Origin of the sequence: Cellulomonas sp. SLBN-39 (genome assembly GCF_006715865.1) — a bacterium.
Classification (GTDB): Bacteria; Actinomycetota; Actinomycetes; order Actinomycetales; family Cellulomonadaceae; genus Cellulomonas.
The window spans coordinates 2,996,500-3,010,076 of the sequence record NZ_VFOA01000001.1 but is presented as its reverse complement, the minus strand read 5'-3'; the positions used below and the strand labels follow the sequence as shown (position 1 = coordinate 3,010,076).

Here is a 13,577-nt window from a genome sequence, read left to right as displayed (position 1 = left end):
GGACGGGAGCCTAACCCGGACGACGCCCCGCCGGTGGCCGTCCGGGCCCGGTCAGGGTGCGAAGTAGCCGTAGACGTCACCGATCAGGTGCGTCCTGCCGGCGTTGTTGAACAGGGAGGACCGTCCCTGGGCGTCCCAGCCGACGACCGTGACGTTGGCCTGGTCGCGGCCCGCTCCGGTGTTGAGGTCGGACGTCCCGGGTCGGGCGTCGTCGGCCGGCCACGCGGTGACGAAGGTCGTGCGCGCCGTCTGCCCGGCGGCGGTGACGTTGACGAGCGCGGCCTGCGCGTCGGACGGGACACCGCTGACCCTGCCGACAGCGAAGGAGCGGACCGACCCCGAGCCCAGCGCCCCGCCGGCCGCGCGCGTGTCGAACGCCCGCACGGGCTGCATCGGGGTGAACGTCAGGGTGCCGCCGGGTCCGAACCACCCCACGACGTCGACGAGGACGTCCGCGGCCCCCCCGGCGAGGTACACGTCGGCCTTGCCGCCCGACAGGGGCACGACCACCCGGTTGGACACGTCGGTGCCCCGCAGGTGGTTGACGCTCGAGGTCGACCCGAGGGCGGTCCCGGCGGGGACCACCGACACGTACCCGTCCCCGGCGGCGCCGACGGACGTGACGTTGGCGATCACGGCGGTCGCGCCGGCCGGGATGCCGCTGCGCCCTGCGACGGTGATGGTCCGCCGCTGGCCGGACCGCATGGTGCCACCGACGTCCCGGGTGTCCATGAGGCGTGCCGCGGACGCGAGCTGCGAGTAGCGGGTCCCCGACGAGGGGACGAAGTAGCCCGTCACGTCGGCGACCAGGTGCGTGGAGCCGGCGTTGTTGTAGAGGCTGATCCGGCCGTCCCCCCCGACCCCGACCACGGCGCCCGCGGCGGCGGCCCGGCTCGGGTCGACGTTGACGGTCGAGGTCGCGGGGCGCACCGCACCGGCGGGCCAGGCGGTCACGTAGGTGGTGGCGGTGGGGTGGACCGCGGTGACGGTGACCGCGACGGCCCGGGCCCCCGTGGGCACCCCCGACACGCCGGCCACCTTGACGTCGACCCGGGAGCGCGAGCCGAGGGACTGGGCACCCGGCCGGGTGTCGAGCACGCGCACCGGCGTCACCGGGACGTACTGCAGGTCCCCGGCCAGCGGCACGGACGCGACCGTGGCGGGGTTCGTGCTGCCGGTCACCTGGACGGTGGTGCTCCACGAGCGTGCGGTCCCGCCGCCCGAGGTGGCCCGACCGGTGAGCGTGAGCCGGTACGGCCCGGCGCCGACGACCTGGCCCGAGCCGTTGCGGGTGTCCCAGGTGGCGCTGACGCTGCTGGCCGTGGTCCCGCTCCGCGTGGCCACGCGGACCCCGGTGCGCGCGTCGGTGACGGTCAGCGTCCAGGCGACGGACCCGACGGCGCCGGCGGTGACCCGCACGGACCCGGCGCGGGCCACGGAGGACGCGGAGCGCGACGGGCTGACGAACGACGGGCTGACGTAGGCGCGCGCCCTGTTGCGGATGTCGGGCAGCGCGCCGTACCCGCCGGTGCCCGGGCAGGCGGTGTAGGACACGTCGCGGTGCCCGAAGATGCGGGGCAGCGTGACCGTGGTGGTCCCGGAGAACCTGGAGTTCTCGCCGCCGTTGGTGGTGTACCGCATGGAGCCGCCCGGGTCGAGGTAGGAGGCCTGCAGGCGCCAGGCGATGATCCGGGCGACGGACGCACGGGTCGCGGCGGACGGCGTGGCCTCGTAGGAGCCGAGCATCGCCACGCCGAGGGTCCCGGTGTTGAACCCGCCGGCGTGCACGCCGATGACGGCCTTGCTCAGGCTCCCGGCACGCCCCTCGTACGTGTTGCCCCACTTGTCGACGACGACGTTGTAGCCGAGGTCGCACCAGCCGCGCGCGTCCATGTGGTAGGCCTGGTCGCCGCGGATCTGGCGCATGGCGTCGGCCACGGAGGAGTACCCGTTGGGGCCGGCGGTGTGGTGGACCACGGCGCCGACGAGCGAGGTCGCGACGTCGGGCGTGCAGCGCTGCGCCCGCGCGCCCCACTGGGCCCGGGTGATCACCGCGGGCTGCGAGGTCAGTGCGGTCGGCGTCGAGTAGGCGGCCTGCTGGACGAGGACGTCCCCGCTCGTGGCCGCCCCCCGGACCTGCGCGTCCGGTGCGGGCGTGTCGACCTCGGGCACGTCGACGAGCGCCAGCTCGAGGTCGGAGGGCACCGCGTCGCCGGTGGAACGGAGGGAGACCTGCACCGCGTCGGACTCGCCGACCCACAGGGGGTCCGTGCCGGAGCGTCGGGCCTCGTCGGCGTCCGGGGTCCCCGCGTCCGGGGCCTCGTCACCGACCTCGAGCGGCTGCCAGTCGCTCCACCGCTCGTCCTGCCGCGTGCGCACCTGGACCTCGAGCGCCTCCACCGGCTGGTCGTCGGGCCACGTCACGCCGAGCATCTGGAAGCCGTCGGTCTCGACGACGTCCGAGACGACGGCGCCGGGGGCCGCCGCGGCGGTGGGCGCAGGGGTGGGGGAAGGCGTGCCGGCGGACGGCGCGGGCGTGGGTGCGGCCAGCTCCGCCACGTCGGGCACCTCGACGAGCACGTCGTCGAGAGGCACCTGCGTCACCTCCCCGGCCTCGTCCGCGGGGACGCCGGTCTCGTCCACGGGCGCCTCGTCTGTGACTGCCTCCGGCTGATCGTCACCCGAAAGGGTGACAAAGGCCGCATCTGCGACAGACGGGGCGGGTGCCGGGTCGGCGGCAGCCTCGGGGAGCGCGCCGCCGACGGCGAGCGCGACGACGAGGCTGAGCTTGAGCAGCACGAGGAACTCCCAGGGGCGACGACGGTCGGTCCACAGCAGTGAAGGTGAGTACTCCCCCGTGGTCAAGGAACGCCGCGCCCGCTGTCACATTCCTCCCGATATGCCCCTCGGGCTGGGTCGGCGGGCGCGCCTCGGATATCGTCGACCGGCACGGTTCGTCGTCCTCAGCGAGAGAGAGCACATGCGCGTCCTGGTCACCGGCGGAGCAGGCTTCATCGGTTCGAACTTCGTCCACCAGACGGTCCGCGAGCGGCCCGACGTGCACGTCACGGTGCTCGACGCGCTCACCTACGCCGGCGACGAGCGCAGCCTCGACCCCGTCGACGGGAAGGTGGTGCTCGCCAAGGGCGACATCGCGGACCCCGACATCGTCGACTCCCTGGTCAAGGACGTCGACCTGGTCGTGCACTTCGCGGCCGAGTCGCACAACGACAACTCCCTGCACGACCCCTGGCCGTTCGTGCGCACCAACATCCTCGGCACCTACCAGCTCCTCGAGGCGGTCCGGCGCCACGGCGTGCGCTACCACCACGTCTCGACGGACGAGGTCTACGGCGACCTCGAGCTCGACGACCCGGCGAAGTTCACGCCCGAGACGCCGTACAACCCGTCGAGCCCGTACTCCTCGACGAAGGCGTCCTCGGACCTCCTGGTCCGTGCCTGGGTCCGCAGCTTCGGCGTGCAGGCCACGATCTCGAACTGCTCGAACAACTACGGGCCCTTCCAGCACGTGGAGAAGTTCATCCCGCGGCAGATCACCAACGTGATCGACGGCGTCCGCCCCAAGCTCTACGGCACGGGCGAGAACGTGCGGGACTGGATCCACGTGGAGGACCACAACTCCGCGGTGTGGCGCATCGTCGAGGACGGCCGCATCGGTGAGACCTACCTCATCGGCGCCGACGGCGAGAAGGACAACAAGACCGTCATCGAGCAGATCCTCACGCTCATGGGCCAGCCCGCGGACGCGTACGACCACGTCAACGACCGCCCGGGCCACGACCTGCGCTACGCCATCGACGCCACCAAGCTGCGCACCGAGCTGGGCTGGGAGCCCCGGTACACGACGTTCGACGACGGCCTGGCCGCGACGATCGACTGGTACCGCACCCACGAGTCGTGGTGGCGCCCGCAGAAGGACGCGACCGAGGCGAAGTACGCCCAGCTGGGCCGCTGACGGTGCGGGTGCGCCCCCTCGCCGAGGGGGCGCACCCGCGTCTTGCCCGCACGCCGTCGTTCGGGCTCCGGACGTCGCCGACGACATCCCGAGCAGAGTCTCGTCACAGCGCTCAGGAGCGCCGGGTCGCCGCCCCGCGGATGAACCCCAGCCCCCAGCTCAGATGCATGCAGATCACCACGAGCGGCAGCCAGAGCCGTGACCGCAGAGGGAGTCCACGCCCCACGGCGACGGATGCGACGCAGACCCCGACGAGGTAGGACGCCGGGAGAGCCCCCGCCCAGGCGAGAGGCGAGCGCAGGACGAGGCCGACGACGCTCACGACGAGGCCCACGACGACCAGCAGCGTCGTGACCGGCGGCGCGAGGTAGCGCAGGGAGACCGTCCCGGAGTGCTGGCCGGCGACCTCGCGGCGCCACCGGCCCGAGCCGTGGAACTGGCGCGCGAGCGCCCGCATGTCCCGCCGCGGCCGGTAGCCGACCTGCAGGCGAGGGTCGAACCAGACGACCTCGCCGGCCTCGCGGAGCCTGTGGTTGAGCTCCCAGTCCTGCGCGCGGCTGAAGGACTCGTCGAAACCGCCGACCCGGGCGAGGGCGTCACGTCGGAACACGCCGAGGTAGACGCTCTCGGCCGGACCGGCCTCGCCTCCCACGTGGAAGGGGGCGTTGCCGATCCCCAGGCGGCTGTTCATGGCTCGCGCGACGGCCTGCTCGAACGCCGTCCGACCCTGCGCCGCCATGACGCCGCCCACGTTGGCGGCACCCGTCTCGACGAGGATGCGTACGGCGTCCGTGATGTAGCTCCGGGGGACGAAGCCGTGGGCGTCGACGCGGACGACCACGGGACTGCTCGACACGGCCAGCGCCCGGTTGAGGGCCGCGGGCGTGGCGCCCGACGGGTTCTCCACGCAGGTGAGCGACGCGTGCTCGGACGCGAGCTCGGCGGCGATCACGTCCGTGCCGTCCGTCGACGGACCGAGGGCCAGGACGATCCTCATCGTGCCCGGGTAGTCCGAGCCCATGATGTGCTCGACGGCCTCCCGGAGGTGCTGCTCCTCGTTGATGACGGGGACGATGACGTCGACGTCGGGCCAGGCCACGGGAGGGGTCACCACATCGGCGGAGGGGGCGGAGGACACGGGAAGATGCTAGCGAACACGCGGCTGCAATCGTTCCCGCGCCGGCGCCCGCATCCGCATCAAATGCAGCAGATGCCACGCCCGCGCCGACCGGGACATTTCCGACAAAGCGCAGCCCGCGAGCGGCGGCAGGCCGTGGCGCACCGCGGCAGGACGGCATCCACGGAGCCGCCTCGCGCGGGACACAGGGCGGCTACGCTGGCTCCCGCTGCGCGGCCCGCGCCGCTCCCGCTCGCCTGGCACGGCACGTCCGGGCGCCCACCCGCGGACCGCTCGGCCCGCCCACCCGCACGTCCCCGGAGGTCGCCCGTGCCCGTCCCTGAGCCGTCACGCAGCGCGGTGGGGTGCAGCGATGCACCGAGCTGAGGCCTCGGAGGGTCTCGACCCGGCCCTGGTCCCCGAAGGTCCCCGGGGTGACGACGCGGCCCGGGCGTTCGCGCTCACGCACGGCCTGCGGGTGATGGGTGGGCGCCCACGGCTGCGGACCTACGTGACGGACCTCCTGCGGAGCAGGTCGTTCGTGTGGGAGCTCGCGCGCGGCGTGGCGTACACGCGCAACCAGGACAACAGGCTGGGACAGCTGTGGCTCGTCATCAATCCGCTGCTGTCGGTGGGCGCCTACTTCCTGGTGTTCGGGCTGCTGCTGCAGACCGACCGCGGGATCGACAACTACGTGGCGTTCCTGACGGTCGGCGTGTTCATCTTTGCCTTCGTCTCCGACACGATCACGGTCGGATCGCGATCGATCCTGCGCAACCAGGGCATGATTCGCGCGCTCCGCTTCCCCCGGGCCGCACTCCCCCTGTCGGCGACCCTGACCGAGCTCCTGCTGCTCCTTCCCGCGATGGCCGTGCTCCTCGTCATCCTGCTGCTGACCGGTGAACCCCTGCGCTGGACCTGGTTGCTGATCGTCCCTGCGATGGTCCTGCTCCTCGCGTTCTGCTCCGGGCTCGCGCTGGTGATGGCCCGGGTGGTGTCGACGTCACGGGACCTGGCCAACCTGGTCCCCGTCATCATGAGGATCGCCCGCTACGTGTCGGGGGTCTTCTTCAGCGTGGGCCACTACGGGGGGGACGGCCTGGTCGGCGCGGTGCTCCAATACCAGCCCATCGCACTCTTCCTCGACCTCGTCCGGTCGTGCCTCATGGTGGAGGTACCCATCGAGCCGCTCCACTGGGCCGCGGCGGCGGGGTACGCGGTCGTGACTCCGGTTGTCGGGTTCGTGTACTTCTGGCGGGGCGAGGGACGGTATGGACGAGGCTGAGGGCACGATGACGAGCGCACGGGTGCCCGCGGTCGTCGCGGAGGACGTGCACGTCACCTACCGCACGTACGGCGTGCGGCGAGCGGACGCCTCGGAGACGACGGATGTCCCCTGGACGGACCTGCTGCGACGCACGAGCCGTCACATGGGCGGTGTCGAGGAGATCCATGCCGTCCGTGGGGTGTCGTTCACGGCGTACCGCGGAGAGTCCATCGGGATTCTCGGCAAGAACGGGTCGGGCAAGAGCACCCTGCTGCGCGCTCTGGCCGGCCTCGTCCCCCTCTCCTCCGGCGCGGTCTACGCCGACGGAGACGTCTCGCTCCTCGGTGTCTCCGCTGCCCTGCAACCGAAGCTGACGGGTACGCGGAACATCCTGCTCGGCGGCCTCGCGCAGGGGCTGAGCCGACGTCAGGTGATGGCAGCGATGCCCGGGATCGTGTCGTTCGCGGGTATCGGGGAGTTCGTCGACCTGCCCATGCAGACGTACTCGTCAGGCATGGGGTCCCGTCTCCGCTTCGCCATCGCGACCGCGGCGCAGCCGGACATCCTCGTCATCGACGAGGCGCTCTCCACGGGCGACGCCGAGTTCCGCGAGAAGTCCGCCGCCCGGATCGACGAGATCCGAGCGGCGGCGGGGACGGTCTTCGTGGTGAGCCACTCCCGGACCACCGTGCGGGACACGTGTGACCGCGCGCTCTGGATGGACAAGGGCGTCCTCGTCGCCGACGGTCCCGCGCGGGACGTGGTCGCCGCCTACGAGAACCGGTATCTCGCCGAGTACCGCGGCAGGAAGAGACGAGGGCCCCAGCCCGCGGCGGACGACACCGAGCCGGAGGACGGCGCCCCCTGACCGGGGAGCCGGGTCACGTCCTCACGGTGCGGTACGCACGGACTGGATCTGGGCGTCGAGCCGGTCACCGGCCTCGAAGAAGAGGTAGAGCACACCGCCGTCCTCGACCGGTTCGGGTGCGGCGACCCTGTCGACGTCGACGGCCTGGTCCGGATCGAGCAGGACGACCGCTCCCGACGTCGGACGGAGGTCGACGCCCACCGGTCGGGCCATGATGCGACCGTTCGCCGTGTGGTAGACGACGAAGTGCTGCCCCCGCCAGGTCCACAGGTTGGCGCCCGACACGTTGCCGCCGTCGCCCGGCCCTGGTTCGATCACGGGCTCCTCGTCCACGACCCAGCTCCGCCCGTCGATCGACTCCGCCAGCCGGATCCGGCGGACGTCGTCGCGGCTGTTCGTCATGTAGAACATCGCCCAGCGGAACCCGCTGCTCGGGTCGGGGTGCTCGAAGACGCGGGCGTAGCTCGACTCGGTGACCTCCTCCCCGCCGAGCGAGTTCCAGACGGCCTCGCCCCCGTACGTGAAGGACACTCCGTCGCGGCTCGTGGCGTACCGGGTGGTCGAGTTCTCGCCGTGGAAGTAGAGGAACAGCTCGGACGTCTCGTCGTGCCACACGACGTCGGGGCTGGACACGTGGGACACGTCGAAGTGGGGCGGCGAGGACGCCGAGACCACAGGACCGCCAGGATGCTCGACCCAGGGCCCGTCGAGGGTGTCGGCGACGAGGAGCACGACCCCGCCGGGCACCTCGTGGGGCGCCGTGTACAGGTACCACTCGCCGAGCGGTTCGGCGAGGTGCTCTCCCGCGTGGAAGAGGCTCGGGAACACCACTTCGCCCGTCGGCGAGTAGTCGAGCCCGTCCGGTTCGACGACCACCTCGGCCGCACCGAGGCGCGGGAGTGCCCGCACCTCGTCGGCGGGATCGACCTGGGTGGCACCCCCGGTGCCCGCGCCGCAGGCGCTCAGCACCAGCACGAGTGCGACGAGCGCGGGCGAACGGCGACGCCTCACGGGACGGCCCCGGCCGTGTCAGCCGCCAACCAACGCGCCACGTCCTCGAGGAAGAACGGCACGAGGGTCTTGCTGAACGTCGCCGTGATGTGGTGCACGTCGCGGTAGACGACGACGTTCCCGACGACCATCGGGCAGGTGCCGTCCTGGCAGTAGGCGTCGGTGAGGTCCACGAGGTGCGCACCGTCACCGACCAGCTCGACCGCACGGGGAAGCGGGTCGTTCGTGCCGAGCGCCTCGTCGACGCCGAGCTCGCAGCCGGCGGCGCCGGGGGCGCCGGCGCGTGCGACGCACTGGAGCGCGTCCTCCGTCACGAGCGGGTTGTCCGCGAGTGCGACCACGCGTGTGCCGCGGTCCACGACGGGACGCCACGCCTGAGCGAAGGCCTCGGCGCGAGGGTCGGCGGAACCCTGGGGTCGATCGATGGAGCGCCGCGTCGTCACCAGCACCAGGTCGTACCGCTCACCGTGCTCCAGGCGTTCCTGCATGGCGTCGAGCCGAGGGGCGCACTGGTCGTCGGGCCCCGAGGGCTCGGCCCACACGCATCCCCGGCCCACGTAGGTGTCGAGGCGCCAGCCGAGCCCGTCGAGGTGGGGCAGCAGCCCGGGGACGAGCATGGCGGCGTGCGAGTCGCCGACGAGTGCCACCGTCACGGCCGGATCGGTCGTGACCCCGTACGTGCACGACGTCAGCTCGGCCCCGGGCTCCTGGTCGTAGCAGGCGTACGCGCCACCCGTGTCCTCGGCGAGAGCCGCGAGGTCGGGCAGCAGGACGCCCTCCAGCTCCGGGTTCTCGCACGGATGGTCGTCGCCCAGGACGGCGTCCGCGCCGAGGCAGGGCGTGCCTCGCTCGACGAGGTTCCCCGCGGCCTCGACGCTGGCGGCCGTCCGCTGGTTGGCCACCACCTGGCCCGAGCCTGAGACGAGTGCGACCAGCGCCATCGCCGCGAGCGTGGCCGCGAGGGTGACGCGGGGGCGGGAGCGCACCAGAGGGCCGCGGAGCCTGACGGGGTCCTCGACCCAGCGTTTGGTCGCGAACGCAGCCACGAGCGTGCCGGCCAGGATGAGGACCTTCGTGACATGGTCGAGGTCCTGGCCGACCACGAGCGGGATGATGACGATCGGCGGCCAGTGCCACAGGTACAGCGAGTACGAGACGTCGCCGAGCCGCTGGACGGGGCGGGCGTCGACCAGTGCCGTGGGCGCCAGCGCGGTCGCCGGAGAGCCCGACCAGACGACGGCGAGCGCGCCGAGGACGGGGAGGAGCGCGGCGTAGCCGGGGAACGGGGTGGTGGGCCCGAGGAGCATGACGGCGCTCCCGATCGCGGCCCAGCCTGCCCACTGCACGACCCCGCGGAGCCTGTGGAGCCCTCCCGGCGGCTCGGGCACGACGAGCGCCAGGAGCCCGCCGGCGGCGAACTGCCAGACCCGCGCCGGCGTCACGAAGTACGCCGCGGCCGGCTGCGTCCAGGTCATCCAGAGGGAGTAGGCGAACGACGTCACGAGGAGAAGGGCCAGCAGGCCCCGCAGCGCCTGCAGGGGCGACACCCGCCGCGAGAGGCGTCCCGCGCGGATGCAGGCCGCGAGGAGCAGCGGCCACACGAGGTAGAACTGTTCCTCGACGCTGAGCGACCAGTAGTGCTGCGCGGGCGATGCCAGGTTCTCCGCACCCAGGTAGTCGACGGCGTCCGAGGCCAGGAGCCAGTTCTCGACGTAGAGGACGCTCGCTGTGATCTCACGGAAGAACTGTCCCCAGTACGCGGCGGGCACGGCCACGTACGTCACCGATGCGGTGACGAGCATGACCAGCAGCGAGGCGGGGAGGAGTCGCCGCGCGCGCCGGGCCCAGAACTGCGGGAGGTCGAGCCGTCCGGTCCTCGCGAGCTCTCGGGCAAGGTGCCCGGTGATGAGGAAGCCGGAGATGACGAAGAAGACGTCGACGCCGACGTAACCGCCCGGGACCGCGCCGGGCCAGAGGTGGAAGAGGACGACCGCGAGCACGGCGATCGCTCGCAGGGCCTGGATCTCGGGGCGCACCCCTGACGAGGTCGTCCGCGCGGCACGCCGCCCGGCGGGGGGCGCGGCGCTCTCGCGCGCCTCAGAGATGCTCAAGGACAGACTCCAGGAGGTAGGGCGCCAACGTGCGGGTGTACGTCGCGGAGAGGTGGTGGGTGTCCCGGTAGGCCATGACACCACCGACGACCGCCGGGCAGCGCTCCTCGACGCACTGCAGACGTGCCAGGTCGACGAGCGCGACGTGCGCCGCGGCGGCCGCCGCGGGGACGGGGTCGGTGCGCTCGAAGGCGTCGGCGCGGTCGACGCCGCAGGCCTCGGCCGCGGCTGTCGAGCCTCGGCCGTCGGTGACGGCGCCGTCGACGCAGGCCAGGGTGGCGGCGTCGATCGCGGGGTTGTCGGCCAGCGCGACGACCGTGGTGCCGGTGTCGCTGAGCCGCTCCCATGCCCGGGCGTACGCGGCGACGCGCGGGTCCGGCGCGGCGGGCGCCCGGTCACCCCGGTAGGCGGTGACGACGACGACGTCGTAGCGCCCGTTCTCGAGCCGCTCCGACAGGTCCTCGAGCCGCGAGCGGCACGGGTCTGCGGGACTCGCCGGGGCCGACAGGACGCACCCCCGTGCGACGTACGAGTCCAGGGACCAGTTGAGGTCGGTGAGCAGCGGTGCGAGGCCGGGCAGGAGCATGGCGGCGTGCGAGTCGCCCGTCACCGCGACCCGGAGGGCGTCCGGACGGGTCGAGCCCGACCTGCACGACCTGACCGGTGCCTCGACAGCCGTCGTATAGCACGCGTAGGCGCCCTGGGTGTCCCCCGCCCACCCCGCGACGAACGAGGGGGGCGGGACGCAGCCGGTGCGGTCGAGCGCCGCAGCCCCCGTGCACCGGGCGGCGGACGTGTACCTGTCCACCAGCCCGCCGTAGGTGCCGATCGAGGTCGCGACGACCTTGACGACGCGACCGTCGGTGGCAGGAACGACCACACGGTAGGCACGCGTCCCGAACCCCACGGTCGGCGTGGCGATCGCGAAGGTGCCGTCGGCGCGCGCGTAGGAGTGCGCGGCGGGGACCCAGGCGGCACCGTCGAAGCGCTCCACCTTGACACGCTGGCCCGCGAGCCCGGCGTGGAGGCGACCTGTCACGACTCGGGTGGCGCCGGCCCGCGCCGTCGTCGGGTCACCGTCGACCCTCACGTCGTAGACCTGGGGCTGGACGGTGACGCGGGCGTCGCGGCTCGTCGCCGCCCCGTGCTCGGCGGTGCTCCGGACCTCGGCCCGGACGAGTCCGCCACGCAGCGCCGTGTAGGTGGCGGTGAAGCGACCGTCGGCCCGGGTGGTGGCCCTCGCCAGGACGGCGCGTCCGGTGGCGCCGGACACGTCGACGATCTCGACGGACGCCTCGCCCACCCCGACCCCCGCGTGTCGCAGCACGCCGGTGACGACGACGGGCCTGCCGTACGCGACGGCGGGCTGGGCGACCACGGACCACAACGACGTCACGGCCTGTGCAGCAGCGGCGCCCGTGCCGAGGTGCGGGAGAGCGGCGAGGACGAGGCAGGCGACGAGGACTGCCGGGATCCTGCGGTGTGCGCGGCCGGTCATGGCTGCACCCTGGCGTAGGCGGCAGCGATCCGCGAGGACAACACACCGGCGAGGCTAGCGGAGTAGGTGCCGGTCAGATGGTGCCGGTCGCGGTAGACGAGGGTGCGGCCGATGACGAGGGGGCAGTCGACGGCCGTGCACAGCTTGTCGTCGAGCGTGACGAGGGCGCTGCCCGGCGTGCTCTGCACCGCGGCGACGAGCGGGTCGATGCCGCGCATCGCGTCGCTGCGCGGGGTCGTGCACCGTGCCACGACGTCGGGCCAGGGTGTCGACGTGGTGCAGGCGACGGCGGTGTCCGTGAAGTAGCCGAAGTCGGCGATCGCCACCACGGCCGCTCCGCCGTCGACGATCTCGGACCACGCGCGCGAGTACCGCCTGCTGACCTCCGCGGCCTGCTCCGCGGAGCTTCCGGCCGGCTGCCGCAGCCCGCTGATGACGACGAGGTCGTAGTCCCCGGCGATCAGCGCCTCGTGCACGTGCTGCGCCCGCGGCGCGCAGGGGTCCTCGGGCGGGACGTCCATCCACCGGCAGCCGACCGAGAGGTACGTGTCGAGACGCCACCCGCGCCACTCGAGCTTCGGACGGAGAGCCGCCAGGTAGCCCGCGGCGTGCGAGTCACCGACCAGGGCGACCTTGAGGGCGTCAGGCCGTGCAGATCCGAACCGGCAGCTCGCCACGACGGCCTTGAGCACGTCCGAGGTCCAGCACGCGGGGTTGTACGACCCCCCGGTGTCGAGACGCAGCGCGGCGGGGTCCTGGGTCGGCAGGACGAGCGAGCCGAGATCCGGGTTGTCGCAGCCACCGGCCGGAGGGGTGAGCGCGCCCACGCACGGCACCCCGGCGGCGACGAGCGCAGCGGGCGAGGCGTACGAGCGGACGGAGAACGGGACCACCTTCATCACGAGTCCGCCCCCGGAGGGGACCACGACGCGGTACCTGAGCGTTCCTGCGACCGACGGGACGTATCTGAGCGTGAACCGCCCGGCCGCGTCGAACCGCGTCTCGGCGACGGTCGACCACGTCGTTCCCTGGAGGTGCTCCAGCTTCACCCGACGCCCGCCGAGCTGCTGGTAGACGGCTCCTGTCACCGTCTGCTCCAGGCCGGAGACCGCGACGGGCTGTCCGGCGGGCGCGAGGTCGTAGACCTGCGGCTGCACGGAGAGCCTCGTCGTCCCGCTCACGCGGCGCGTGCCACCGGTGGTGGTGGACGCGCGCAGGTCGAACCCGGTCACGACCCGCACCGCGGTGCTGTACCGACCGTCCGCGCCCGTGGACACCTCGGCGAGCTCGCGCCAGTCGCCCCCCGTGACGGCGCGCCCCTCGAGGACGACCTCGACGCCCGGTGCGGCGCGCCCGCCATGGGTCACCCGCCCGGTGACCTCGGCGGGCCTGCCGAGGGCCACCACGGGTGCGGGGAGCGCGATCGTGACCGTGACCGACGACGCCGCCACGGCGGGCAGGGGAACGGCGAGCAGCGCGGCGAGGACCGCGAGACCCAGGACGGCACCGGCACCCGCCCGCACCGCACGGGCGCCACGCGAGAAGCAGACGATCATCAACCAGTCCCCCCGGACCACGAGCCGCTCGGCACCTGCGACGCCGGTGTCGGGTGCTGCCCGACGACCGCACCACGGGACCATGCCCGGGCACGGCCACCGGCGTCGGGGAGCGCTCCGTGACGATACTGTGACCGAACCGTCACCCGCTCGGCCCATGCGCGATCCGGTCC

At 73.0% G+C, this 13,577-nt stretch carries 9 protein-coding genes; 3 read left to right on the top strand and 6 right to left on the bottom strand.

The features are described from left to right. Positions 1–51: 51 nt before the first annotated feature. Positions 52–2,643, bottom strand: a complete 2,592-nt coding sequence (locus tag FBY24_RS13745; protein ID WP_142161418.1) for an N-acetylmuramoyl-L-alanine amidase — start codon at positions 2,641–2,643, stop codon at positions 52–54. 337 nt (positions 2,644–2,980) lie between these two features. Between FBY24_RS13745 and rfbB the strand changes: the two genes are divergently transcribed. Beyond that, the gene (gene rfbB / locus FBY24_RS13740) at positions 2,981–3,976 is read left to right on the top strand and encodes a dTDP-glucose 4,6-dehydratase (protein ID WP_142161416.1); all 996 of its coding nucleotides are present in this window, start codon (positions 2,981–2,983) and stop codon (positions 3,974–3,976) included. 112 nt (positions 3,977–4,088) lie between these two features. On the opposite strand, the gene FBY24_RS13735 is transcribed toward rfbB, so the two are convergent. Then, on the bottom strand, positions 4,089–5,114 hold the full coding sequence (locus tag FBY24_RS13735; RefSeq protein WP_142161414.1) for a glycosyltransferase family 2 protein: 1,026 nt from the start codon (positions 5,112–5,114) through the stop codon (positions 4,089–4,091). A gap of 352 nt (positions 5,115–5,466) precedes the next feature. Here FBY24_RS13735 and FBY24_RS13730 point away from each other — a divergent pair, with 352 nt between their 5' ends. Next, complete coding sequence (locus FBY24_RS13730) at positions 5,467–6,378, top strand: ABC transporter permease (protein WP_142161412.1); 912 nt, start codon at positions 5,467–5,469, stop codon at positions 6,376–6,378. 7 nt (positions 6,379–6,385) lie between these two features. Continuing rightward, positions 6,386–7,228 (top strand): ABC transporter ATP-binding protein, encoded by an 843-nt coding sequence (locus tag FBY24_RS13725; protein WP_222117251.1) that lies wholly within the window; start codon positions 6,386–6,388, stop codon positions 7,226–7,228. Between the two features lie 21 nt (positions 7,229–7,249). Here FBY24_RS13725 and FBY24_RS13720 read toward each other — a convergent pair whose 3' ends face one another. From FBY24_RS13720 to FBY24_RS13705, 4 genes are read right to left on the bottom strand one after another with little or no spacing between them, the layout of a single operon-like run. Further along, positions 7,250–8,239: a hypothetical protein gene (locus FBY24_RS13720; protein ID WP_142161408.1), complete on the bottom strand. Its 990-nt coding sequence runs from the start codon at positions 8,237–8,239 to the stop codon at positions 7,250–7,252. Beyond that, positions 8,236–10,350 carry an acyltransferase family protein gene (locus tag FBY24_RS13715; RefSeq protein ID WP_160158518.1) on the bottom strand — a complete coding sequence of 705 codons (2,115 nt, stop codon included), beginning with the start codon at positions 10,348–10,350 and terminating at the stop codon, positions 8,236–8,238. Before FBY24_RS13715 ends, FBY24_RS13720 begins: the two co-directional genes overlap by 4 nt. Then, complete coding sequence (locus FBY24_RS19035; protein ID WP_160158517.1) at positions 10,337–11,848, bottom strand: SGNH hydrolase domain-containing protein; 1,512 nt, start codon at positions 11,846–11,848, stop codon at positions 10,337–10,339. Before FBY24_RS19035 ends, FBY24_RS13715 begins: the two co-directional genes overlap by 14 nt. Further along, complete coding sequence (locus tag FBY24_RS13705) at positions 11,845–13,404, bottom strand: SGNH hydrolase domain-containing protein (protein ID WP_142161404.1); 1,560 nt, start codon at positions 13,402–13,404, stop codon at positions 11,845–11,847. Before FBY24_RS13705 ends, FBY24_RS19035 begins: the two co-directional genes overlap by 4 nt. Positions 13,405–13,577 lie beyond the last annotated feature (173 nt).

Bases quoted from the DNA above. Each gene is read 5' to 3' on its own strand.
- FBY24_RS13705 (WP_142161404.1), bottom strand. From the start codon at position 13,404: ATGATCGTCTGCTTCTCGCGTGGCGCCCGTGCGGTGCGGGCGGGTGCC.
- FBY24_RS19035 (WP_160158517.1), bottom strand. From the start codon at position 11,848: ATGACCGGCCGCGCACACCGCAGGATCCCGGCAGTCCTCGTCGCCTGC.
- FBY24_RS13725 (WP_222117251.1), top strand. From the start codon at position 6,386: ATGACGAGCGCACGGGTGCCCGCGGTCGTCGCGGAGGACGTGCACGTC.
- FBY24_RS13730 (WP_142161412.1), top strand. From the start codon at position 5,467: ATGCACCGAGCTGAGGCCTCGGAGGGTCTCGACCCGGCCCTGGTCCCC.
- rfbB (WP_142161416.1), top strand. From the start codon at position 2,981: ATGCGCGTCCTGGTCACCGGCGGAGCAGGCTTCATCGGTTCGAACTTC.